20 protein-coding genes and 1 other RNA gene are annotated in these 21,320 nt (G+C 66.8%); 4 read left to right on the top strand and 17 right to left on the bottom strand.

Annotated features, from left to right (window positions below):
- Positions 1–23: 23 nt before the first annotated feature.
- The 15 genes from ftsA to rsmI all read right to left on the bottom strand — a co-directional run bounded on the left by ftsA (position 24) and on the right by rsmI (position 16,636).
- A complete protein-coding gene (gene ftsA / locus HALO32_RS11105) occupies positions 24–1,313 on the bottom strand; it encodes a cell division protein FtsA (RefSeq protein ID WP_151443940.1) in 1,290 nt (429 codons plus the stop codon).
- A gap of 194 nt (positions 1,314–1,507) precedes the next feature.
- A complete protein-coding gene (locus HALO32_RS11100) occupies positions 1,508–2,233 on the bottom strand; it encodes a cell division protein FtsQ/DivIB (protein ID WP_151443939.1) in 726 nt (241 codons plus the stop codon).
- Positions 2,234–2,236: 3 nt separating this feature from the next.
- Positions 2,237–3,154, bottom strand: a complete 918-nt coding sequence (locus HALO32_RS11095) for a D-alanine--D-alanine ligase (RefSeq protein WP_151443938.1) — start codon at positions 3,152–3,154, stop codon at positions 2,237–2,239.
- Positions 3,151–4,563, bottom strand: coding sequence for a UDP-N-acetylmuramate--L-alanine ligase (gene murC, locus HALO32_RS11090; protein ID WP_225809946.1), 1,413 nt, complete (start codon positions 4,561–4,563; stop codon positions 3,151–3,153). The genes HALO32_RS11095 and murC overlap by 4 nt, the downstream gene beginning before the upstream one ends.
- Positions 4,564–4,624: 61 nt before the next feature.
- The gene (murG, locus tag HALO32_RS11085; protein ID WP_151443937.1) at positions 4,625–5,710 is read right to left on the bottom strand and encodes an undecaprenyldiphospho-muramoylpentapeptide beta-N-acetylglucosaminyltransferase; all 1,086 of its coding nucleotides are present in this window, start codon (positions 5,708–5,710) and stop codon (positions 4,625–4,627) included.
- Positions 5,707–6,915 (bottom strand): putative lipid II flippase FtsW, encoded by a 1,209-nt coding sequence (gene ftsW / locus HALO32_RS11080; protein WP_151443936.1) that lies wholly within the window; start codon positions 6,913–6,915, stop codon positions 5,707–5,709. Before ftsW ends, murG begins: the two co-directional genes overlap by 4 nt.
- Complete coding sequence (gene murD, locus HALO32_RS11075) at positions 6,912–8,288, bottom strand: UDP-N-acetylmuramoyl-L-alanine--D-glutamate ligase (RefSeq protein ID WP_151443935.1); 1,377 nt, start codon at positions 8,286–8,288, stop codon at positions 6,912–6,914. Before murD ends, ftsW begins: the two co-directional genes overlap by 4 nt.
- Before the next feature lie 37 nt (positions 8,289–8,325).
- Positions 8,326–9,408 (bottom strand): phospho-N-acetylmuramoyl-pentapeptide-transferase, encoded by a 1,083-nt coding sequence (mraY, locus tag HALO32_RS11070; protein WP_151443934.1) that lies wholly within the window; start codon positions 9,406–9,408, stop codon positions 8,326–8,328.
- A 9-nt stretch (positions 9,409–9,417) separates the two neighbouring features.
- The gene (locus HALO32_RS11065; RefSeq protein ID WP_151443933.1) at positions 9,418–10,785 is read right to left on the bottom strand and encodes a UDP-N-acetylmuramoyl-tripeptide--D-alanyl-D-alanine ligase; all 1,368 of its coding nucleotides are present in this window, start codon (positions 10,783–10,785) and stop codon (positions 9,418–9,420) included.
- Positions 10,782–12,302 carry a UDP-N-acetylmuramoyl-L-alanyl-D-glutamate--2,6-diaminopimelate ligase gene (locus HALO32_RS11060; RefSeq protein WP_151443932.1) on the bottom strand — a complete coding sequence of 507 codons (1,521 nt, stop codon included), beginning with the start codon at positions 12,300–12,302 and terminating at the stop codon, positions 10,782–10,784. The genes HALO32_RS11065 and HALO32_RS11060 overlap by 4 nt, the downstream gene beginning before the upstream one ends.
- Before the next feature lie 25 nt (positions 12,303–12,327).
- The gene (locus tag HALO32_RS11055) at positions 12,328–14,043 is read right to left on the bottom strand and encodes a peptidoglycan D,D-transpeptidase FtsI family protein (RefSeq protein WP_151443931.1); all 1,716 of its coding nucleotides are present in this window, start codon (positions 14,041–14,043) and stop codon (positions 12,328–12,330) included.
- Complete coding sequence (gene ftsL, locus HALO32_RS11050) at positions 14,040–14,366, bottom strand: cell division protein FtsL (protein ID WP_151443930.1); 327 nt, start codon at positions 14,364–14,366, stop codon at positions 14,040–14,042. Before ftsL ends, HALO32_RS11055 begins: the two co-directional genes overlap by 4 nt.
- 8 nt (positions 14,367–14,374) lie before the next feature.
- The gene (gene rsmH, locus HALO32_RS11045) at positions 14,375–15,331 is read right to left on the bottom strand and encodes a 16S rRNA (cytosine(1402)-N(4))-methyltransferase RsmH (protein ID WP_151443929.1); all 957 of its coding nucleotides are present in this window, start codon (positions 15,329–15,331) and stop codon (positions 14,375–14,377) included.
- A gap of 50 nt (positions 15,332–15,381) precedes the next feature.
- Positions 15,382–15,746, bottom strand: an RNA gene (gene rnpB, locus HALO32_RS11040) — RNase P RNA component class A.
- Positions 15,747–15,778: 32 nt separating this feature from the next.
- Complete coding sequence (rsmI, locus tag HALO32_RS11035) at positions 15,779–16,636, bottom strand: 16S rRNA (cytidine(1402)-2'-O)-methyltransferase (protein WP_151443928.1); 858 nt, start codon at positions 16,634–16,636, stop codon at positions 15,779–15,781.
- Positions 16,637–16,681: 45 nt separating this feature from the next.
- Between rsmI and HALO32_RS11030 the strand changes: the two genes are divergently transcribed.
- Genes HALO32_RS11030 through HALO32_RS11015 form a run of 4 tightly spaced genes read left to right on the top strand, consistent with a single transcriptional unit; the run spans position 16,682 to position 20,002 of the window.
- A complete protein-coding gene (locus HALO32_RS11030) occupies positions 16,682–18,433 on the top strand; it encodes a penicillin-binding protein activator (protein WP_151443927.1) in 1,752 nt (583 codons plus the stop codon).
- On the top strand, positions 18,417–18,785 hold the full coding sequence (locus tag HALO32_RS11025) for a YraN family protein (protein ID WP_151443926.1): 369 nt from the start codon (positions 18,417–18,419) through the stop codon (positions 18,783–18,785). Before HALO32_RS11030 ends, HALO32_RS11025 begins: the two co-directional genes overlap by 17 nt.
- A 39-nt stretch (positions 18,786–18,824) precedes the next feature.
- Positions 18,825–19,418: a phosphoheptose isomerase gene (locus tag HALO32_RS11020; RefSeq protein ID WP_151443925.1), complete on the top strand. Its 594-nt coding sequence runs from the start codon at positions 18,825–18,827 to the stop codon at positions 19,416–19,418.
- Positions 19,419–19,423: 5 nt separating this feature from the next.
- On the top strand, positions 19,424–20,002 hold the full coding sequence (locus HALO32_RS11015; protein ID WP_151443924.1) for a BON domain-containing protein: 579 nt from the start codon (positions 19,424–19,426) through the stop codon (positions 20,000–20,002).
- A gap of 72 nt (positions 20,003–20,074) precedes the next feature.
- Here the strand turns inward: HALO32_RS11015 and HALO32_RS11010 are convergent, their stop codons facing one another.
- Both HALO32_RS11010 and sspA read right to left on the bottom strand, forming a co-directional pair.
- Complete coding sequence (locus HALO32_RS11010; protein WP_151443954.1) at positions 20,075–20,557, bottom strand: ClpXP protease specificity-enhancing factor; 483 nt, start codon at positions 20,555–20,557, stop codon at positions 20,075–20,077.
- Positions 20,558–20,604: 47 nt separating this feature from the next.
- On the bottom strand, positions 20,605–21,231 hold the full coding sequence (sspA, locus tag HALO32_RS11005) for a stringent starvation protein SspA (protein ID WP_151443923.1): 627 nt from the start codon (positions 21,229–21,231) through the stop codon (positions 20,605–20,607).
- Between the last annotated feature and the right edge of the window lie 89 nt (positions 21,232–21,320).

Genomic DNA, 21,320 nt, shown 5'->3' with positions numbered 1-21,320 from the left:
CCTGGACCGCCACGGCGGCCCTGTCAGAAATTTCCTTTGAACCAGCCCTTGATTCTTGCCAGCGCCGGAATCCCTTCGCCTGCATCACGCCGGGTGATCTCGTCGCGCCTCGGTTGCGTCGGAACGATCCCTCCAGGCCCCTGGCGGCCGTTCCCTTGACGGGTTTCCCGTAGAGCGTAATGCAGCAAACCGACACCCGTCGAATAAATCGGATTGCGTACCACATCGGCCAGCCCGCGCACGTTCTGTGGGCAGGCGATGCGAACCGGCATGTGGAATATTTCCTCGGCCAGCTCGACCACCCCCTCCATGCGCGAGGTGCCGCCGGTGAGCACCACCCCGGCGGCCACCAGATCCTCGTAGCCGCTGCGCCGAAGTTCATCGCGCACCAGGGTGAAGAGTTCCTCGTAGCGTGGCTCTACCACCTCGGCCAGGGACTGACGCGAGAGATCCCGAGCCGGCCGGTCACCCACACTGGGCACCTTGATCATCTCGTCGCTGGAGGCCAACTGGGTCAGGGCGCAGGCATACTTGACCTTGATCTCCTCGGCATGCTGGGTGGGAGTGCGTAGTGCCATGGCGATGTCATTGGTGACCTGGTCGCCGGCGATGGGAATCACCGACGTATGGCGGATAGCCCCCTCGGTAAAGACCGCGATATCAGTGGTACCGCCACCGATGTCCACCATGCAGACCCCGAGTTCGCGCTCATCTTCAGTGAGAACCGCATGGCTCGAGGCCAGTTGCTCGAGGATGATCGAGTCCACCTCGAGCCCACAGCGGCGTACGCACTTCTCGATATTCTGGACGGCATTGAGAGCGGCAGTGACCAGGTGGACACGTGCCTCGAGACGTACGCCGGACATGCCCAGCGGTTCGCGGATTCCGCCCTGGGTATCGATGGCAAATTCCTGGGGAATGACATGCAGCACGCGCTGGCCTTCAGATATCGCCCGGGCCCGGGCGGAGTCGATGACGCGGTCGATGTCGGAGGAGGCAACCTCGCGCTCCTTGATGGCCACCACACCATCGGAATTCATCGAGCTTATATGGCTGCCGGCGATGCCCACATAGACTGAGTGGATATCACAGCCGGCCATCAGCTCGGCTTCTTCCACAGCACGCTGGATGGACTGCACCGTGGACTCGATGTTGATCACCACGCCCTTTTTCATACCGCGAGACGGATGAGAGCCGATACCGGCGATTTCGATCCCGCCATCGTCGGTGGGCTGCCCCACGATCGCCACGACCTTGGATGTTCCGATATCCAGCCCGACTACCATATTGGACGCATTGGATGGACCTGCCATGAGTCGGGAAGTCTCCTAGAACTTGACCCCGAAGGGGAAGATTAATCCTGAAAAGTAGGCCTGGACCAATTATAGGAACAAGATGCCTTGTTCCACCAGCCCGATTGCCGAATCACCGGACACCATACGGCGAATTTGTCACGAAAGAAACACCCGAAATACCGCCCGGGCAACCGAATTAAGTGATTAAGCCTTCAGCTGTCCACCGGTGGCTCATTGACCACCGGCTCGGTTTGACCGTGCCAGGCCACGGCGACCCCATTGGGATATCGCAGGTCAATGTAGCGGATATGCGATGCCAGAGGACCCAGCTCACGCTGCCAGGCGGCAACCAGGCGCCCCAGACGCGCGGAGCGATCGTTGCGCCCGAGCATCACCCAGACACCGCTGTCGAGCTGGAAACGCCAGGCCCCGCGGGGTTCCAGGCGCAGCTGACGCACCTCGATTCCCTGGGTGGCGAACTGCGCGGCGAGCCGGGCATGATAGCCCAGGACTTCGGCGCCGCTGCCGGGGGGCCCAGCCAGGTCCGGCAGATCGGCAGGAGGCGACATGGGGTCGAAGGCGAAGGGTTCTCCCTCGGGATTGAGCAAACGTGCATCATTCCAGCGTGCCAACGGCACCTGCTCGACCAGGTCGAACCTGAGGGCATCCGGCCACTCACGGCTGACGCTCACTTCGGCTAACCAACCGATCTCCCGAGCCCTCCGACGCAGCGTGGAGAGATCGACGGAGAGCCAGGTGTGCCCCTGGATCAGGGGGGCCAGCTCACTGCGCAAGTAGTCGGCAGTGACGTGGTGAAACTCCCCTCCTACCGAGACACGCTCGATGGGGCGGTCGAGCCATACCCATAGCGCACGCCCCCCTGCCCCCAGCAGCAGGAACAGCAACAGCACACCCACGAAACTTCCACGTGCCGCCATGGGCTAGTTCCGTTCCCCGGCGGTGGCCAGGATACGCAGCACCAAGGCATCGAAGTCGATGCCGGCATGGGCCGCCGACTGCGGCACCAGGCTATGGTCGGTCATCCCCGGGACGGTATTGACCTCGATCAGCCAGAAGCGGCCTTCGGAGTCGCGCATCACGTCGACCCGTCCCCATCCCTCGGCACCGATGGCCTCGAAGGCCCCCCGACAGAGTGCGGCGAGTTGGGCCTCCTCGTCGCCGGAGAGACCGCACGGCAGATGGTAGCGGGTCTCGTCGGAGAGATACTTGGCTTCGTAGTCGTAGAAGCCGCTGGGCACTTCGACGCGGATCGCCGGCAGGACAGCTCCTGCGAGCAGAGTCACCGTGTACTCCTCCCCCTTGACGAAGCGCTCGGCCATCACCCGCGCATCGAAGCGAGCGGCATCGCGATAGGCCGCCTCCAACGCATCGCGGCTCTCGACGATGCTGATGCCCAGGGTCGAGCCCTCGTGGACCGGCTTGACGATCAGCGGCAGACCGAGGCGCTCGGCCACCGCCGACCAGTCGGCCCTTGGACCGAGCATCACGCTCTCCGGGGTCGGCAGGCCCAGTGCCTGCCAGATCAGCTTGGTGCGCTGCTTGTCCATGCCCAGCGCCGAGGCCAGCACGCCACTACCGGTGTAGGGGATGCCCAGCAGCTCCAGCGCCCCCTGCAGGGTGCCATCCTCGCCGCCCCGGCCATGCAGGGCGATGAAGACCCGGTCGGGGGCCAGGGCCTCAAGCCCCACCAGTCCGCCCTCCGCGGGGTCATAGCCGATGGCCTCCACCCCGGCGCGTTGCAGGGCCGCGAGCACGGCGGCACCGCTCTTCAGCGACACTTCGCGTTCGGCGGACTTCCCGCCATAGAGCACCACTACCCGGCCGACATCATCCGTCATAGTGTCACCTCGTCGAGCACCAGGGCGGCATCGGCCAGGTGCTGGGCAATGCCGCCCACGTCTCCGGCCCCCTGGGTGATCAGGATATCACCGGGGCGCAGCACCCGGCCGAGCAGTCCCGGCAGCTCGTTCTTGTCCTGTACGAAGATCGGGTCGACTGCGCCGCGTTGGCGGATCGAACCGGCCAGACTGCGTCCGTCGGCCCCGGGCACCGGCGCCTCCCCGGCGCTATAGACGTCGAGCAATAGCAGGGTGTCGACCTCGGCCAGCACCCGCACGAAGTCTTCGTAGAGATCCCGGGTGCGCGAATAGCGGTGCGGCTGGTAGACCATCACCAGGCGACGCTCGGGCCAGCCGGCCCGTACCGCATCGATCACCATCGCCACCTCGCGGGGATGATGGCCGTAGTCGTCTACCAGCATCACTTCGCCATCGCCCTGTGGGGCCGGGAAGTGTCCATGCACCTGGAAGCGCCGACCGACCCCCTCGAAGCTCGCCAGACCTCGCAGAATGGCGTCATCGTCGACACCCGCGTCACTGGCCACGACGATCGCCGCCAGGGCATTGAGGGCGTTGTGGCGACCCGGCATGGCCAGGCGCACCTCGAGCGACGCCATCCCCTCGGGGCGCACCGCGGTGAAGTGCACCTCGCCGGCCTGCTGGACGAAGCCCTCGATGCGGTAGTCGGCATCCTCGCTGAAGCCGTAGGTGACGAACTGGCGGCTGACCCGGTCGAGCAGGCCGCGCACATGGGCATCGTCGATGCACAGGATCGCCAGGCCGTAGAACGGCAGGTTGTGCAGGAACTCGATGAAGGTGCCCTTGAGCCGTTCGAAGTCGCCGCCGTAGGTCGCCATGTGGTCGGCATCGATGTTGGTAACGATGGCCACCATGGGCTGCAGGTGCAGGAAGGAAGCATCCGACTCGTCGGCCTCCGCCACCAGGACGTCGCCCTCCCCCAGCCGGGCATTGGTGCCGGCGCTGGTCAACCGTCCGCCGATCACGAAGGTGGGGTCCATCCCGCCCTCGCCCAGCAGGGTCGCAGTGAGACTGGTGGTAGTCGTCTTGCCGTGGGTGCCGGCCACGGCGATGCCGTGACGAAAACGCATCAGTTCGGCGAGCATTTCGGCACGACGCACCACCGGCACACGATGCTCGTGGGCCCAGCGAATCTCTGGGTTGGTCTCGTCCACCGCGGTGGAGACCACCACCACATCGGCATCTGCGGCATGCTCGGCGGCATGGCCGATGGCCACGCCAATACCGCACTGGCGCAGGCGGGCCACCACCGGAGAGGCCTTCAGATCGCTGCCGCTGACCGCATAGCCCTGGTTGGCCAGCACCTCGGCGATGCCGCACATGCCGGCGCCACCGATACCGACGAAATGGATGCGTCGGATGCGGCGCATGCCCAGCCTCCGTCCGGGGTGGGTGGGGGTGACCTGACCGGGAACCGGTCCGAGGGTCTCATCACTCAAAGCCTGTCTCCATGCAACCGGCCACCAGGCGCTCGACGGCATCGAGATGGGCACAGGCACGCGCCCTTGCCGCCATGGTGGCGAGAGTGTCGGGGTCCAGCAGCGACGCCAGGCTTTCGGCCAGCGTCGCCGAGTTCATCTCATGCTGGGGCATCAATTGTGCTGCCTGCTCATCGACCAGAGCCTGGGCGTTGGCCGTCTGATGGTCGTCTACCGCGTGAGGAAAAGGCACGAAGAGCGCCGGCTTGGCGGCAGCGGCGAGCTCCGCCACGGTCAGGGCCCCGGCCCGGCATACCACCAGATCGGCCCAGCCGTAGGCGCCAGCCATGTCGTCGATAAAAGCCGTGACCTCGGCCTCGACGCCCTGTTCACGGTAGATCTCGCGGGTCGCCGCGTCCTTGTCGCGGCCGGCCTGGTGGCGAACCTCGGGGCGCTGACCCTCGGGCAGCCTGGCGAGTGCCTCGGGCAGCCGCTGGTTGAGGGCCTGCGCCCCCAGGGAACCGCCCACCATCAGCAGCCGCAGGCGACGGCCGGCCATCTCGTCTGAGCGCCTCGGGTTATCACCGAGTCGAGCGATCTCGGCCCGCACCGGGTTGCCGACCACCTCGGCCCGGCCGGGGAAGGCCTGGGGAAAGGCGGCATAGACCCGTCGCGCCAGACGCGCCAGGGCGCGGTTGGTCAGGCCGGCGACGGCGTTCTGCTCATGGATGACCAGGGGCCGACGGACCAGCCAGGCCGCCAGGCCACCGGGACCACTGGCGAAGCCACCCAGCCCCACCACCAGCTGGGGGTCGACGTCGCGGATGACCCGCCCCGCCTGCCACACCGCCCGGGCCAGGTTGAAGGGGGCCAGCAGCCAGCCGGCCAGGCCGTTGCCCCGCAGCCCGCTCACCGCGATACGGTGCAGCGTGATACCGGCTTCAGGAACCAGACGGTTCTCGATCCCCCGCGGGCTGCCCAGCCAGGCTACCTCAACCCCCTGCGCTTCCAGCCCGCGGGCCAGCGACAGGGCCGGAATGACATGGCCGCCGGTGCCGCCGGCCATGATCAGGGCACGACGTCCCTCGCGTCGAGTCATGTTGCACGTCCTTGTGTCCTGCCGGGAGAAGGCTCCCGGGAAGCCGTGGGCCCGGCCCGACGCTGGACCAGACGGGTCTCGATATCGGCGCGCAGCAGCAGCGCCACCATCAGGCAGCTCACCACCAGGCTCGAGCCACCGTAGCTGAGCAGCGGCAGGGTCAACCCCTTGGTGGGCAGCATCCCGGTACTCACGGCGATGTTGATGAAGGCCTGTGCCCCGATGACCAGGGCGAAGCCGTAGCCGAGGTAGGCGGCGAAGGCCAGGCCCGCCAGCTCGGCCCGCCGCCCCACCGCCATGGCGCGCCAGATCAGCAGGGCAAATAGCCCGACCACGGCGATGGCGCCCAGCAAACCGAGTTCCTCGGCCAGCACCGCGAAGACGAAGTCCGTGTGGGCCTCCGGCAGGTAGAACAGCTTCTGCACACTGTTTCCCAGTCCCATGCCCAGCCAGTGCCCTCGCCCGAAGGCGATCAGCGCCTGGGTCAGCTGGTAGCCGCTGGCGAACTGGTCGGCCCAGGGATCGGCGAAGCTGGTCAGGCGCGCCATCCGGTAGGGCTCGGCCACGGCGGCCAGGACCCCGAGAGCGCCCACCACCACCAGCAGCACCAGGAAGCGCCCCCAGGGGGCACCGGCCATCAGCAACATGCCCATCACCGCACCGGTCATCACCACCACGGCACCGTAGTCGGGCTCGAGGATCAGCAGTCCGGCGATCACCGCCATCACCACGAGAGGGCGCAGGAAGGCGCCCCAATAGCGACGCACCTGGGGGAGGAAGCGCTCCAGATAGCCCGCCAGATAGACGATCAGGCAGAACTTGGCGACCTCCGATGCCTGCAGGTTGAAGGGCAGGCCGGGGACGGAGAGCCAGCGGCGGCTGCCGTTGACCTCACGCCCCACCAGCAGCACCAGCAGCAGCAGAACCAGCCCCACCAGCAGCAACAGCGGACCGTTGGCCTTCCACCAGGCCAGCGGCACCCACATTGCAAGCGCACCGAGGGCGAGCGCAACCAGCAGGAAGATGCCGTGGCGCAGGCTGAAGTACCAGGCATTGCCGGTGAGGCTCGAGGCCACCTCGCTGGACGCCGAGGTCACCATCACCCAGCCGATCAGCAGCAGTGAAAAAGAGGCCAGCACCAGCCAGCCGTCGAAAGCGTGATCGGCGGTACTCAGCCGCTGACGCAGGCGAGACACAGGGTTCATGGGGCCTCCCCCGCGAGGCGGCGGACCGCCTGGCGAAAGGCTTCGCCACGCGCCTGGTAATCGCTGAACTGATCGAGGCTGGCACAGGCCGGCGACAGCAGCACGCAGTCCCCCGGCGCGGCGATCTCGACCGCACGGACGACGGCCGCGGCCAGGTCCGCTACAGGTGTAAGCGGGAGATGGCCCGCCAGCGCGTCCTCGAGGCGTCCTGCATCCCGGCCGAAGAGGATCGCCTCACGGCCGTAATGCGCCAGGGGTGCTGCCAGGGGGTGAAAGTCGGCGCCCTTACCCACCCCGCCAGCCAACAGGATCAAGCGCCCCTCGAGGGTGGGCCCGAGACCCTCGATGGCGGCCAGGGTGGCGCCGACGTTGGTACCCTTGGAGTCGTTGATCCAGCGCACCCCCGCGACCTCCGCCACCAGCTCCCCCCGATGGGGCAGGCCGGGGAAGCGCCGCAGCACCGCGAGCATGGCCGAGAGCGGCAAGGCCAGGTGATGGCCCATGGCCAGCGCCGCCAGGGCGTTGGCCTGGTTATGGCGACCCGGCAGGGGCATCTCGTCGGTCGGCAGCAGCGCCTCGCTGCCGCGCATCAGCCAGTCACCGCCGGCGCACTCTCCGATGCCCCATTCATTCCCCGCGGGAGTCCGGGTAGTGAAACGGTCCAGGGCCGGCACAGGAGCATCGGGCCAGGTCATGGGGTCGTCGGCATTGACCACGGCGTGACGGGCACCGCGGAAGATGGCCTGCTTGGCGTCCCGGTAAGCGGAGATGTCGCCATGGCGGTCCAGGTGATCCTCGGAGAGATTGAGAAAAGCAGCCGTTTCGGCCCCCAGACGAGGGGTGGTCTCGAGTTGGAAGCTGGAGAGCTCCAGCACGAACAACTCGGCGTCGTCGGCCCCGGCCAGCAGGTCCAGAGCCGGCGTGCCCAGGTTACCGCCCACGGCGACCCGCCAGCCGGCCTCGCGGGCCATCTCGCCCACCAGTGTGGTCACGGTGGACTTGGCGTTGGAGCCCGTGATGCCGGCGATGGGCGCCCGGGCCTCGCGCACGAAGAGTGCGATCTCTCCCACAAGCACCGGCTCACCGGTAGCCTCACGGGTGCGACCGGCGAGCCCCTCCAGGCCCGGAGTGAGGGGATCGACACCGGGACTCAGCACCACCTCTTCTACTTCGGAGAGATCCAGCTCGGCCAGCGGCCCGCAGTGGATATCGATCCCCGGGTGGGCGGCCCGCACGTCTGCCACCCCCGGGGGCGCCAGGCGTGTATCGGCAACCATGAAAGGCACGTCGCGCTGCTCGAGGTGACGGCAGATGGCCCGCCCGGACACCCCGAGCCCGACCACCAGCGTCGTTCCCTTCGGCACCTTGACCATGTTGAGCTCCTTGCGGATGGCGGATCGCCCCCTGGGTTCAGCGGACCTTGAGGGTGGCCAGTCCGATCAGTACCAGCACCACGGTGATGATCCAGAAGCGCACGATGACCCGTGGCTCCGGCCAGCCCTTGAGCTCGTAATGGTGGTGCAACGGTGCCATTCGGAAGATGCGCCGACCGGTGAGCTTGTAGGAGCCCACCTGCAGGATCACCGAAACGGTCTCCATCACGAAGATCCCCCCCATGATGAACAGCACGATCTCCTGGCGCACGATCACCGCCACCACGCCGAGCGCTGCGCCCAGGGCAAGGGCCCCGACATCACCCATGAACACCTGGGCCGGATAGGTGTTGAACCACAGGAAGCCCAGGCCAGCGCCAGCGATGGTGGCACAGAAGACGGCGAGCTCACCCGCCCCCGGAATGAAGGGGATCTGCAGGTAATCGGCGAAGACCGTGTTGCCGGTGACATAAGCGAACACCGCCAGCCCCATGGCCACCAGCACCGTGGGCATGATCGCCAGGCCATCGAGACCGTCGGTGAGGTTGACCGCGTTGGAGCTGCCGACGATCACCAGGTACGTCAGCACGATGTAGAACACCCCCAGGGGCAGCACGAACTCCTTGAACAGCGGTACGATCAGGCTGGTCTCCACCGGGGAGGCGGCCGTGACATAGAGGAGCGCCGCGGCCACCATACCGATCAAGGATTGCCAGAAGTACTTCCAGCGTGCCGGCAACCCCCGGGGATTCTTCTCCACCACCTTGCGGTAGTCATCCACCCAGCCGATGGCACCGAAGCCCAGGGTCACCGCCAGCACCAGCCAGACGTAATGGTTGGTGAGATCCCCCCACAGCAAGGTGCTCACGGCGATGGCCATCAGGATCATGGCACCGCCCATGGTGGGAGTGCCGGCCTTGGAGAGGTGGGACTGGGGACCGTCGTCGCGCACCGCCTGACCGATCTGGCGTTCCACCAGGCGGCGGATCATCACCGGCCCCAGCCACAGGCATAGCACCAAGGCGGTCAGGGTCCCCAGGATCATGCGCAGGGTCAAGTAATTGAAGACATTGAAGGCGCTCTGGAATTGCGCCAGGAAATCAGCCAGAAAAAGCAGCATGTATCGCGTTCACCTTGATGCATCCGCGCGCAGGGCAGCCACGACACCTTCCATGCCGGCGCTGCGCGAGCCCTTGACCAGTACGCTGGCCCCGGACGGTAGATGGTGGAGGACGTGGCGCATCAGCGCCTCCCGATCGTCGAAATGGACCCCGCCTTCGCCGAAGGCCTGACTTGCCGGACTAGCCGGCTCGCCGAGGGTACCCAGGAAATCGATTCCCCGTTCCCGCGCGTAGTGTCCGAGTTCGGCATGCAGCCGGTCGGACTCGCCCCCCAGTTCTCCCATGGCACCCAGCAGGCACCAGTGCGGTCCGGGTAGCGTCACCAGAACATCGAGCGCTGCCTTCACCGCGCCGGGGTTGGCATTGTAGGTATCGTCCAGCAGCCGCGAGGCGTTGAGACCCTCCACGACGCTCAGCCGCCCCGGCATCATGGTCATCGCCTCGAGCCCGGCCAGCACCTCGCACTCCGCGAGCCCCATGGCCAGGGCTGCGGCCGCAGCCGCCAGGGCATTGGCCACGTTGTGGCGTCCCAGCAGGGCCAGGCTGACGCGTCCGATCTCGCGACCATCCAGGACAAGCGTGAAAGCATAGCGTCCGAGAGCGTCGCAGGCCAGCGCCTCGCCACGCAGACGCGCTCGCGGGTCCAGGCCGAAGTCGAGCACCTCGCGGGGTGCCGCCAGGCTCGCCCAGGTGGCAAAGTAGGCATCGTCGCGATTGAGTACCGCCACGCCGTCGGCCGGCAGGCCGGCCAGAATCTCCCCCTTGGCCTGGGCGATCTGTCCCATGCCGCCGAACTCCCCCACGTGGGCCCCGGTGACATTGGTGATCACCGCGACCCGAGGTTCGACCAGAGCCGTCATCCAGGCGATCTCGCCAAGATGGTTCGCCCCCAGTTCCAAGACGGCCTGACGGTGCCCGGGCTCCAGCGCCAGCAGGGTCAGGGGCGCGCCGATATCGTTGTTGAGGTTGCCCTGGGTGGCCAGCGTCGGCCCGCTCCGCGCCAGCAGGGTCGCCAGCATCTGCTTGACCGTGGTCTTGCCGCTGTTGCCGGTCACGGCGACCAGGGGACCGCCCCAGGCGCGCCGCCGGGCACGCGCGAGCAGCCCCAGAGCCAGCCGGGTGTCGGCGACCTCGAGCTGGACGAGCGGATCGTCCACCCGGTGCTCGACCAGGGCCGCCACGGCCCCGGCCTCGCGCGCCTGGGCAATGAAATCGTGGGCATCGAAGCGCTCGCCGCGCAGCGCCACGAACAGCGCCCCGGGACCAAGGTGCCGGGTATCGGTAACGATCGCCCCGACCGGCAGATCCTCGGCCGGGACGGACAGTCCCAGGACAGCGGCAACCTCAGCCAGGCGCTGCAGGCCGGCAACGCTCATCGAGGGCTCTCTCCGTGGCCCTGCCGGGAACGAGCCGCCAGACCACGCTCGGCCTCGGCCAGATCCGAGAAGGCATGGCGCACACCGGCAATTTCCTGGTAGTTCTCGTGGCCCTTGCCGGCGATCAGCACCACGTCATCAGGAGCGGCCTCGGCCAGCACCCGGGCGATCGCCTCGCGACGCCCACTCAATTCGAGGACTCCGGTGTGCTCGGGATCACCCAGACCGGCCAGGATCTCGACACGGATCGCCGCCGGGTCCTCGCTGCGCGGGTTGTCGTCGGTAACCACCAGCACGTCGGCTCGCATCGCCGCGGCAGCAGCCATCAGCGGGCGCTTGCCGGCGTCGCGATCGCCGCCACAGCCGAACAGGCACCATAGCCTGCCATGCCCAGGCAGATGGGCCCGCAGCGCCGAAAGGGCGTTGTCCAACGCGTCAGGGGTATGGGCATAGTCAACGACCACCGTGGGGCACTCCGGCCGGGTCAGGCACTGCATGCGACCGGGCACCGGGGCGAGGTCGGCCGCCAGCGTGAAGAGCGTCTCCAGAGAGTGGCCCAGGCCATGCAGGGTTGCCATGGCCAGCAGCACATTGTCCAGATTGAAACGGCCCATCAGGGCGAGCCTCAGGACCCGTTCCCCCTCGGGGGTGGCGACCAGCGCCCGCTGGCCCTCGGCATGGGGAACCCAGTCGATGACGCGCAGCGTCACCGCCTCGTCCTCGCCGACGGCCAGGACACGCACACCACGGTGCACACCGGCGAGCATCAGTCGTGCCAGCGGGTCGTCGCCGTTGACCACGGCGAGCTCGATCTCGTAGCGACGGAACAGACGTGCCTTGGCGGCGGCGTAGGCTGCCATGCTGCCGTGATAGTCCAGGTGATCACGGCTGAGGTTGGTGAATACCGCGGCATACACGCGACAGCCATCCAGGCGACCCTGTTCCAGTGCGTGGGAGGAGACCTCCATGGCTACCCGGCGCACGCCGTCGGCCGCCAGTTCACCCAGCGCGGCCTGCAGGGCCAGGGGACCCGGCGTGGTCAGCTGGCCAGCGGTCAGGCGCCCCGGCCTGCCATGACCCAGGGTGCCGATCATTCCAGCGTCCACCCCGAGGGCGAGGCTCAGCTCCGCCAGGTAATGGGTCACCGAACTCTTGCCGTTGGTGCCGGTGACCCCGATCAGCTCCAGGTCACGGGGTACGGCGAACAGAATCTGGCCTAGCTCGCCCTGAGCCTCGCGCAGTCCCGTCAGCCACAGCACACGGGGATCGTCGATTCCGGGTGAGCCGTCATCGTGGGCCAGCACCAACGAAGCCCCGGCCGCCAGGGCCGCCGGGATGAAGTCGCGACCGTCGGCCGCCACCCCCGGCACCGCCACGAAGACGTCGCCCGTGGCCAGTTGACGGCTGTCGAGCAGCAGTCGAAGTCGCTCCGGCAGGGTGGCCTGCGCCAAGGCACGACGAGAGTCGGGCCACAGCTCGCCCAGACCTGCCTCCAGTCGCTCGGCGGTCAGCTGCATCGCGATTTTCCTCCAGGGCTTGCGCTCATGATTCCGGCTCCCGGGCATCCGGTGGCACGTCCAGCAGGCGCAGGGCATTGCCTGCCACCCGCGAGAAGACCGGCGCCGCCACGGCCCCACCATAGTAGTCGTCGCCGCGCGGGTGATCGATCATCACCACAGTAATGATTCGCGGCTCCGAGACCGGCGCAATGCCGACGAACAGACTGCGGTAGGCATCCTTCTCGTAGCCGGTGGCCGAGGTCTTGCGCACCGTGCCGGTCTTTCCGGCCACCCGGTAACCGGGCACGCCGGCGCGACGACCACCGGTTCCGGGCTGCACCGACTCTTCCATGATGCGCAGCAGATCATGAGCTACGTCGGGATCGATAGCCGAGTTACCGACCGGGGGTTCCGGCAGTCTGAGCAGTGAAGGCGGCATCCGCACGCCATCGTTGGCGATTGCCGTGTAAGCGCTGGCCAGCTGCAGCGCCGAGACCGAGAGGCCATAGCCGTAGGAGAGGGCCGCCCACTGACTGCTCGACCAGCGCACGGGGGCTGGCAGGCTGCCCCCGGACTCGCCGGGGAAGCCGGTGCCCGGCGCCTGATCGAAGCCCAGTCGACGATAGACCTCGGGGACCAGCGGATCATCGAGTTGCAGGACCAGTTTGGACATGCCGATATTGGAGGACTTCTCCAGGATGCCAGCCAGGCTGAGTTCGCCATAGTTACGAACATCCTTGATGGTGAAGCGATCGATGCGCATCCAGCCCGGCGAGGTGTCAACCACGGTGTCCTTGTCGAACTGGCCACTCTCCATGATCGCCGCCATGGCCAGCGGCTTGACGACCGAGCCGGGCTCGAAGACGTCGACGATGGCACGGTTGCGCAGCCCCTGAGGATCGAGACCGGCCCGATTATTGGGGTTATAGGAGGGCTGGTTAGCCATGGCCAGCACCTCCCCGCGCTGAGCATCCAGCATCACCACGATACCGCCATCGGCATCGTGCTCGGCTACCGCTGCCTTGAGCTCGCGATAGGCCATGTACTGCAGACGTTGATCCAGCGCCAGGGTCAGATCCCCTCCCGGCTGGGCCTCCTGCAGCAGTGCCAGATCGCGCACCAGGCGACCGCGACGATCCTTGAGCACCCGGCGCTTGCCGGGCACACCGGCGAGGTGAGCCTGGTAGGCCAGTTCGAGACCCTCCTGACCAATATCGTCGATATTGGTCACCCCCAGCAGCTGCGAGGTTACCTCCCCTGCCGGGTAGTAGCGCTTGTACTCCTCCCGGGCGTGTACCCCAGGTATGCGCAGTTCCAGCACTTGCTGCGCCGCCTCCGGCGTCATGCGACGTCGGAGGTACATGAACTCGCGCTCGGCGTAGCGCGCGATGCGCTCATTGAGAGCATCGAGCTCCTGGCCCAGAGCCCTGGCCAGCATCAGACGCTGAATGTCGTCGGCCGGCAGGTCCTGGGGGTTGGCCCAGAGGGTCACTACCGGGGTGGAGATGGCCAGGGGCTCGCCGTGGCGGTCGGTGATCATGCCGCGATGGGCGGGAATCGTGTCGGTGCGCAAAGTACGCGCATCACCCTGCCCCTGCAGAAAGGGACGGTCGAAGACATGCAGGTCGACGATACGGCCGACCAGCAGCATGAGCCCCACCAGCACCAGGGTCATCATCACCCCGTAGCGCACTCCCCCCATGGGGGCCAAGGGGGGCGGACGACGCGGCGTCACGCCACTGCGGATGTCGTCACTCATGGACGGATGACCTCGACCTCATCAATGGCGGGCAGACGCATCTCGAGGCGCTCCTGAGCCAGGCGCTCGATGCGGGCAGGAGAGGACCAGGCACTCTCCTCGAGCAGCAGCTGCCCCCATTCGGTCTGCAGCTGCTGCTGCTCGCGCTCGAGCTGCTGCAGGCGGGCATACTGGTCACGGGTCTGGTGGCTGGTGGCGATCACCGCCAGGGCGGAGCCCAGGCAGGCCAACAGCAGCAAGGCGACCAGCAAAAGCAGAGGCGATACCCTCAGGCGAAGGGGCCAGCCGAAAGAGGAGATTGCCGTGGGGCGTCCCGGTGCCATGACCGACCTCAGTATCGTTTGCGCGCCACACGCATCACTGCACTGCGCGCGCGAGGATTCTCCTGGACCTCCTCGGCGGAGGGGCGACGCGCCTTGCCCAGCGACTCCAGCCGCCGCTTCAGCTGGTCGTCGCGGATCGGCATGCCGCGTGGCAGATCGGTGTCACCGCGCACATGATCGCGAATGAAGCGTTTGACCCGGCGGTCCTCCAGCGAGTGGAAGCTGATCACCACCAGGTGACCGCCCGGTGCGAGGGCCTCCAGCGCGGCTTCCAGCGCCGCATCGAGCTGCTCCAGTTCGCCATTGACCTGGATGCGCAGCGCCTGGAAGACCCGCGTGGCAGGATGCTTGCCTTTCTCCCAGGCAGGGTGGGCGGCCTTGACCACCTCGGCGAGGTCGGTTGTGCGCGTGAACGGCCGCTCGCTGCGACGTGCAATGATCGCCCGCGCCAGGCGCTTGGCGAAGCGCTCTTCGCCATAGGCCTTGAAGACAGCGACGATCTCGCCCTCGCCGGCCCGGGCCAGGAAGCCCGCGGCGCTCTCTCCCCGGGAGGGATCCATACGCATGTCCAGAGGACCGTCGCGCAGGAAGCTGAACCCTCGCTCGGGGTCGTCGAGCTGGGGCGACGAGACCCCTACGTCGAGCAGCACGCCCGCCAGCCGGCCATGCAGGCCATGGCGCGCGGCGATCTCGTCGAGCCGGGCGAACTCGCCCTGCTCGATGGCAAAACGTGGGTCGTCGATGGCGGTGGCCTCGGACACGGCCTGGGGGTCGCGATCGATGGCCAGCAAATGCCCCTGCGGCGCCAACCGCTCGAGGATGGCGCGCGAATGACCACCGCGCCCGTAGGTGCCATCCAGATAGGCGCCTTCGGGGTCGTGGATCAGCACCTCCACGGCACCATCGAGCAGCACGCTGGCATGGCGAAAGCCGCGGGCGGGCTGTTCGGAGGCGAATGACGGCATGAGGCTCTCGTTCGAGGGGCTGAGGTGCCGTCTGAAACGGCGATGTTCGGAAAGGGAGTCGGCCGATAAGCCGGGTTCTGTCGTGGACAGTCATTCCTCTAGGGGCCGTGTCGCCAGGGCCCTCAAGCAACCTACCCGAACCCGACGCGGGCCACGTCGTGGGGTTCCTATTTGGTCTTGCTCCGAGTGGGGTTTACCTTGCCACGCACTGTTACCAGGCGCGCGGTGCGCTCTTACCGCACCCTTTCACCCTTACCGGCCTCCCGCAGGAGACGTAGGCGGTCTGCTCTCTGCTGCACTTTCCGTCGGCTCACGCCGCCCAGGCATTACCTGGCACTCTGCCCTGCGGAGCCCGGACTTTCCTCCCCCGCTCCGGCCCGAGAGCCGGAGCGGCGGCGACTGTCTGGCCGACTCCCGTGACAAGGATACCAGCGCCCTCCCCGCGCCTCAATGCCCGTCCTTGAGCGACTGGAGCCTGCCATACCAGACCTTCTTGGCTCCGCCCAGTACCCGCGCCGCCACGGCGGCCGCCTGCTTGACGCCCAGCCCTTCGGCAAGCAGGGCCGACAGCAGTGCATCGGCCTCCACCGTCGAGGCGTCGGCATCGCCGCGCGGGGCGGCACCGGCCAACATCACCACGAACTCGCCCCGGGCCTGGTCCGGGTCCTCCTCCATGCGCGTCAGCAGCTCGGCGGCGCTGCCGTCGAGAAAGGTCTCGAAGGTCTTGGTCAGTTCACGGGCCAGCACCACTCGACGCGCCCCGAGGGTGGCAGCCAGGTCGGCCAGGGTGTCACGGATACGATGGGGCGACTCGTAGAACACCAGGGTCTCCTCGCGGGTCGCCAGGGCCTCCAACCGCCCCCGCCGGCCGCTACTCTTAGCCGGCAGGAACCCCTGAAAAAGGAAACGATCGGTCGGTAACCCTGCCGCGGACAGGGCCGCCACCAGGGCACAGGGGCCCGGGACCGGTACGATGCGACGCCCGCGGGCACGCAACTCACGCACCAGCACGAAGCCAGGATCGCTGATCAGCGGCGTGCCCGCATCGGAGATCAAGGCGATGTCCTCGCCGGCGGCGAGGCGCGCATCCAGGGTGTCGACCCGTGCCGCCTCATTGTGTTCATGCAGCGACAGCATCGGCCGCGACAGGCCCAGGTGGCGCAGCAGTCGGCCACTGTGGCGGGTATCCTCGGCGGCGATCACGGCCACCTCCCCCAGCACCCGGGCAGCCCGGCGGCTCAGGTCGTCCAGATTCCCAATGGGTGTGGCAACCACGTACAATGAACCGGCAAGCGTATCGGACATCTCGGCTCCCTGGGGGCTTTCGGACATGGGGACAAGGAAGGATTCATGAAAATCTCGTTTCGCGGCCCTCTGGCCGCCGCGCTCACCGCGCTGCTGCTTGCGGGCTGCAGCTTCCAGCCGGGCATCGTCGAACGACAGGCCGACGGCGATCCACAGCGTCTGTTGCAGCAGGCCGAACAGCAGGCACCCGAGCAGGCCGCTCTATCGCGTCTGGAGGCGGCCGACATCCTAGCACGCCGGGGAAACCGCACCCAGGCGCTTGAAGTCGCCAAGGAGATCGACGACAGCCGTCTGGAGCGCCAGGCACTTGCACGCTGGGCCCTGCTGCTCTCGGAGCTGGGCGAGGCCGAGGGGGATCCCTGGGCGGTGATCCAGGCCGGCCAGCTGCTCGACGAAGTCGAGCTGCCCCGAGAGGCCTCCCTGACCCTGCGGGAACGACTGGGCATGGCCCTGGCCGAGGTCGACGAGCCCCGTGCCGCCACCCGGGCCCTGATCCGCGTCCAGGCCGAGACAGATCGCGAGGACCTCAACGACCCCATCTGGGACCAGCTGTCGCAATTGGACGGCAGTTCACTGTCCAACCTAAAAGAGGGGGGCGACGACCTGACCCTGGGGTGGGTGGCCCTGGCCGAACTGGTGCGCTCCAGCGGCGGCGACCTCCAGCGGCTCTTCGCGCGCCTGGAGGATTGGCGCGAGCGCCATCGCGGCCACCCGGCGGCCCGACGCCTGCCCGGCGAGATCACCGCCCTGAACGAGCTTCGCGGCCAGGAGGTCGACCACATCGCGGTCTTTCTGCCCGAGTCCGGTCCACTCGCCGGCATTGCCTCGGCGATCCGCGAGGGCATCCGTACCCACCACCTCGAGGGCGTCGACCGGGGTGCCCGCCTGAGCTTCTTCGACAGCACCCAAGGCGAGCTGGAGTCACTCTACCGGGAAGCTGCCTCGCGTGGCGCCCAGGTGGTAATCGGCCCGCTCGACAAGGACGCCGTCAGCAGACTCGAGCAGCGTGAGCGAGTGCCGCTTCCGACCCTGGCGCTCAACTATGGTCGCGGAGACCGCAATCAGACACTGGGGCTCTTCCAGTATGGCCTGTCCGCCGAGGACGAGGCGCGTCAGGCCGCCCAACGCGCCTGGGTCGATGGCCATCGTCTTGCCTCGCTGCTGGTCCCGGACAACGACTGGGGACGCCGCGTCGGTGAGGCCTTCTGGAACGCCTGGCGCGAACAGGAAGGCAAGATCGCCAATGCGGTGCGCTACAATCCCGATGCCTCTGCCACCGAGAGCGCGCGTCGCGCGGTAACCAACCCCCAGCCGGACATGCTGTTCCTGCTGGCCCTGCCGGAGTATGCCCGCCAGGTACCGCCGACCCTGGACTACTACAACAGCGGCGACCTGCCGATCTATGCCACCTCCCACCTCTTCGAGGGTCGCCTGCAGCCCCGCCTGGATCACGACCTGGACGACGTGCTGTTTGTCGATATCCCCTGGCAGATCCCTGATGCGGCCGTGGGAGGCGTCGAGGCCCTACCTTTCCTCGACAGCTATCGCAGACTGCGCGAGGAGTCCGACCCCGCCATGTTCCGCCTGAAAGCCATGGGCGTGGATGCCTACGAGCTAGCCCGGCGTCTCCCTCAGCTGCAGGCCATAAGGGGCAGCGAACTGTTCGGCGCCACCGGCACCCTGAGTCCTGGCGACGACGGTCGAATCCAGCGCCGGCTGCCCTGGGCCCGCTTCGTCAACGGCGTACCTCAGCCCGTACTGATCCCTGGCGTGTTCGGCGATGATCGGGCCCGGTGACGCCCGCGCCCGCGGCGGTGCCATCGAGCAGCTTGCGGCACGCTGGCTGATGGCACGCGGACTCTCCCTCGAGGCCAGCAACCAGCATGCCAAGGGCGGCGAGATCGATCTGGTGATGCGTGATGGCGATGTCCTGGTATTTGTCGAGGTTCGCCACCGTGCCGACAGCCGTCACGGGCACCCCTTGGAAACCATCACCGCCACCAAGCAGCGCCGCCTGATCCGGGCGGCGCGTTTTTATCTCCAGCGCAACGGGCTATCATGTCCTTGCCGCTTCGATGTACTGGCCGTGTCCGGCACGCCCCCCGACCTCGAGATCGAGTGGGTGACGGATGCCTTCGAAGCGTCCTGACCGATCAAGCCTCTCTGCGAAAAGGACCAGGAACCCCGCATGGATTTCCAGCAGCGTATTCTCGGCCACTTCAATGCCAGCATCGATACCAAGACCTACGCCAGTGAGGTGCTACCGCCCTTCATCGAGGTGGCCAGCCAGATGATGGTCCAGTGCCTGGTCAACGAGGGCAAGATTCTGGCCTGCGGCAATGGCGGCAGCGCGGGCGACAGCCAACATTTTTCCTCGGAATTGCTCAACCGCTTCGAGCGAGAGCGACCCAGCCTGCCGGCCCTGGCCCTGACCACCGACACCTCGACCCTGACCTCGATCGCCAACGACTACAGCTACAACGAGGTCTTCTCCAAGCAGATCCGCGCTCTGGGTCAGCCCGGCGACATCCTGCTGGCGATCTCCACCAGCGGCAATTCCGCCAACGTCATCCAGGCCATACAGGCCGCCCATGACCGTGACATGTCAGTGGTGGCCCTGACCGGCCGAGACGGCGGCGACATGGCTTCGCTGCTGGGCCAGGACGACTGCGAGATTCGGGTACCGGCGACATCCACGGCACGCATTCAGGAGGTCCACCTGCTGGCGATCCACTGCCTGTGCGACCTGATCGACGAACAACTCTTCGGAACTAGCGAGTGACCGCCATGAAAAGGAAGTCCCTTCTCACGACCCTGCTGCTTACCCTCGGCATCGGTCTCGCCGGCTGCAGCACTGTGACCGGCATTACCACCCCGGGCACCATCGACGAGAACTACGGTGAGCGCACTTTCGGGGCTCAGGTCGAGGACGAGAGCATCGAGACCAAGGTCGGCCACAACCTCGGCCGCACCGATGCACGGCTCAGCGATGCCCGCATCAATGTCGACAGCTTCAACGGCGTCGTGCTGCTCACCGGACAGGTGCCAAGCGAGGAGCTCAAGGCGAAAGCCGAGGAGGTCGCCGGCAAGGTGCGTAACGTCCGCGAGGTGCACAACGAGCTCGCCATTGCCGCCAACCTGCCGGCGAGCCAGCGCCTCTCCGACACCTGGCTGAGGACCCGCATCCGCACCAGCCTTGCGGCCAACGAGGAGATCGACTCCGGACGCATCCAGGTGGTTGTCGAGAACGACAGCGTCTACCTGATGGGCATCGTCACCCGCAACGAGGCGGAGCGCATCGTCCAGGCCGTCTCTTCTGTGGGCGGCATGCAGCGCATCGTCAAGGTCTTCGACTACCTGGACTGACGACCGCCCTTGCAGAGTGCGAACGGCAGGCCTGTGGCCTGCCGTTTCGCGTCCCGATAAGCGAGTCCTAGATCACTTGATGACCCGCAGCGAGGGGCGCCCTTTCCGCGGCGGCGCCTCATCACCCTGATCCTCTTCCTGAGGCACCTCTTCCTGCGAGTCGTCATCAGCGCTATCACCGGCGGTATCTACCTCGTTGAGCCGAGGCCCCTTCTCCTCTGCCTCAGTGGCTTCGGCCGGTATCACCGGCTCATGACCGAACACCATGCCGACACCGTTTTCCCGGGCATAGATCGCGATCAATGCCTCGATAGGCACCATCACCTGCATGGGGCGACCGCCGAAACGCGCAGAGAAACTCACCGCGTCGTTCTCCATGCTGAAGTCGCGCACCGCAGTAGGCGCCAGGTTGAGCACGATCTGACCATTCTGGACGAACTGTCGGGGAACCTCGACCCCCGGCTGCTCGGCATCGACGACGATATAAGGGGTCAGGTCATTATCCAGCAGCCACTGGTAAAGGGCCCTGGCAATGTAGGGACGGCTCGATTGCATCATTTGGCCCTCCTGGGTCGGGGACTCGGTCATCACCGGGTCGAAATTCAGGGGCGCATCTCGCGCTCGTTCTCGCTGAGTGCCGCCTTGAAACCGTCGCGGTCGAAGAGGCGCTCCATATAGCTCATCAAGGGCTTGACCTGCTTCTCGGGCAGCTCGATGCCCAACGCCGGCAAGCGCCAGAGGATCGGCGCCAGGCAGCAGTCCACCAGGGTAAACTCCTCGCTCATGAAGTAGGGCATGTCCTCGAAGATCGGCGAGATACCGACCAGACTCTCGCGCAGTTCCTTGCGCGCTTTCTCGATATCCTTCTTCGCGCCACTCTGGACCTGCTCGACCAACGGACACCATTCGCGCTCGATGCGATGCATCCAAAGGCGACTCTTGGCCCGCGCCACGGGGTAGACGGGAAGCAGTGGCGGATGCGGGAAACGCTCGTCAAGGTACTCCATCATCACCTTGGACTCATAGAGCACCAGATCGCGGTCGAGCAGTGTGGGCACGCTGTTGTAGGGATTGAGGTCGGCGAGCTCCTCGGGGTGCTGTTCGTCGGTCACCTCGACGATATCCACGGCCACGCCCTTCTCGGCGAGTACGATTCGCACACGATGACTGTAATGGTCATCCCCTCCCGAATAAAAGATCATCGACGACCGCTTGGCCACTACACCCATGTAACAATCCTCGCATCTGTTCGTGCCGAGATGATAACACGACAGCCCCTAGCTTGAGGGCTACCATGCTGCCCGATATCAGGCAGTAA

The organism is Halomonas lysinitropha (genome assembly GCF_902500215.1).
Lineage (GTDB): Bacteria > Pseudomonadota > Gammaproteobacteria > Pseudomonadales > Halomonadaceae > Halomonas > Halomonas lysinitropha.
This window is presented reverse-complemented; position numbering and strand designations above follow the sequence as displayed.

Bases quoted from the DNA above. Each gene is read 5' to 3' on its own strand.
- ftsA (WP_151443940.1), bottom strand. From the start codon at position 1,313: ATGGCAGGTCCATCCAATGCGTCCAATATGGTAGTCGGGCTGGATATC.
- rsmI (WP_151443928.1), bottom strand. From the start codon at position 16,636: ATGTCCGATACGCTTGCCGGTTCATTGTACGTGGTTGCCACACCCATT.
- murC (WP_225809946.1), bottom strand. From the start codon at position 4,563: ATGCGCCGCATCCGACGCATCCATTTCGTCGGTATCGGTGGCGCCGGC.
- HALO32_RS11010 (WP_151443954.1), bottom strand. From the start codon at position 20,557: ATGCAATCGAGCCGTCCCTACATTGCCAGGGCCCTTTACCAGTGGCTG.
- sspA (WP_151443923.1), bottom strand. From the start codon at position 21,231: ATGGGTGTAGTGGCCAAGCGGTCGTCGATGATCTTTTATTCGGGAGGG.
- HALO32_RS11055 (WP_151443931.1), bottom strand. From the start codon at position 14,043: ATGAGTGACGACATCCGCAGTGGCGTGACGCCGCGTCGTCCGCCCCCC.
- HALO32_RS11065 (WP_151443933.1), bottom strand. From the start codon at position 10,785: ATGAGCGTTGCCGGCCTGCAGCGCCTGGCTGAGGTTGCCGCTGTCCTG.
- HALO32_RS11015 (WP_151443924.1), top strand. From the start codon at position 19,424: ATGAAAAGGAAGTCCCTTCTCACGACCCTGCTGCTTACCCTCGGCATC.
- HALO32_RS11030 (WP_151443927.1), top strand. From the start codon at position 16,682: ATGAAAATCTCGTTTCGCGGCCCTCTGGCCGCCGCGCTCACCGCGCTG.
- HALO32_RS11095 (WP_151443938.1), bottom strand. From the start codon at position 3,154: ATGACGGATGATGTCGGCCGGGTAGTGGTGCTCTATGGCGGGAAGTCC.
- murG (WP_151443937.1), bottom strand. From the start codon at position 5,710: ATGACTCGACGCGAGGGACGTCGTGCCCTGATCATGGCCGGCGGCACC.
- rsmH (WP_151443929.1), bottom strand. From the start codon at position 15,331: ATGCCGTCATTCGCCTCCGAACAGCCCGCCCGCGGCTTTCGCCATGCC.
- HALO32_RS11020 (WP_151443925.1), top strand. From the start codon at position 18,825: ATGGATTTCCAGCAGCGTATTCTCGGCCACTTCAATGCCAGCATCGAT.
- ftsL (WP_151443930.1), bottom strand. From the start codon at position 14,366: ATGGCACCGGGACGCCCCACGGCAATCTCCTCTTTCGGCTGGCCCCTT.
- HALO32_RS11060 (WP_151443932.1), bottom strand. From the start codon at position 12,302: ATGCAGCTGACCGCCGAGCGACTGGAGGCAGGTCTGGGCGAGCTGTGG.
- ftsW (WP_151443936.1), bottom strand. From the start codon at position 6,915: ATGAACCCTGTGTCTCGCCTGCGTCAGCGGCTGAGTACCGCCGATCAC.
- murD (WP_151443935.1), bottom strand. From the start codon at position 8,288: ATGGTCAAGGTGCCGAAGGGAACGACGCTGGTGGTCGGGCTCGGGGTG.
- HALO32_RS11100 (WP_151443939.1), bottom strand. From the start codon at position 2,233: ATGGCGGCACGTGGAAGTTTCGTGGGTGTGCTGTTGCTGTTCCTGCTG.
- HALO32_RS11025 (WP_151443926.1), top strand. From the start codon at position 18,417: ATGATCGGGCCCGGTGACGCCCGCGCCCGCGGCGGTGCCATCGAGCAG.
- mraY (WP_151443934.1), bottom strand. From the start codon at position 9,408: ATGCTGCTTTTTCTGGCTGATTTCCTGGCGCAATTCCAGAGCGCCTTC.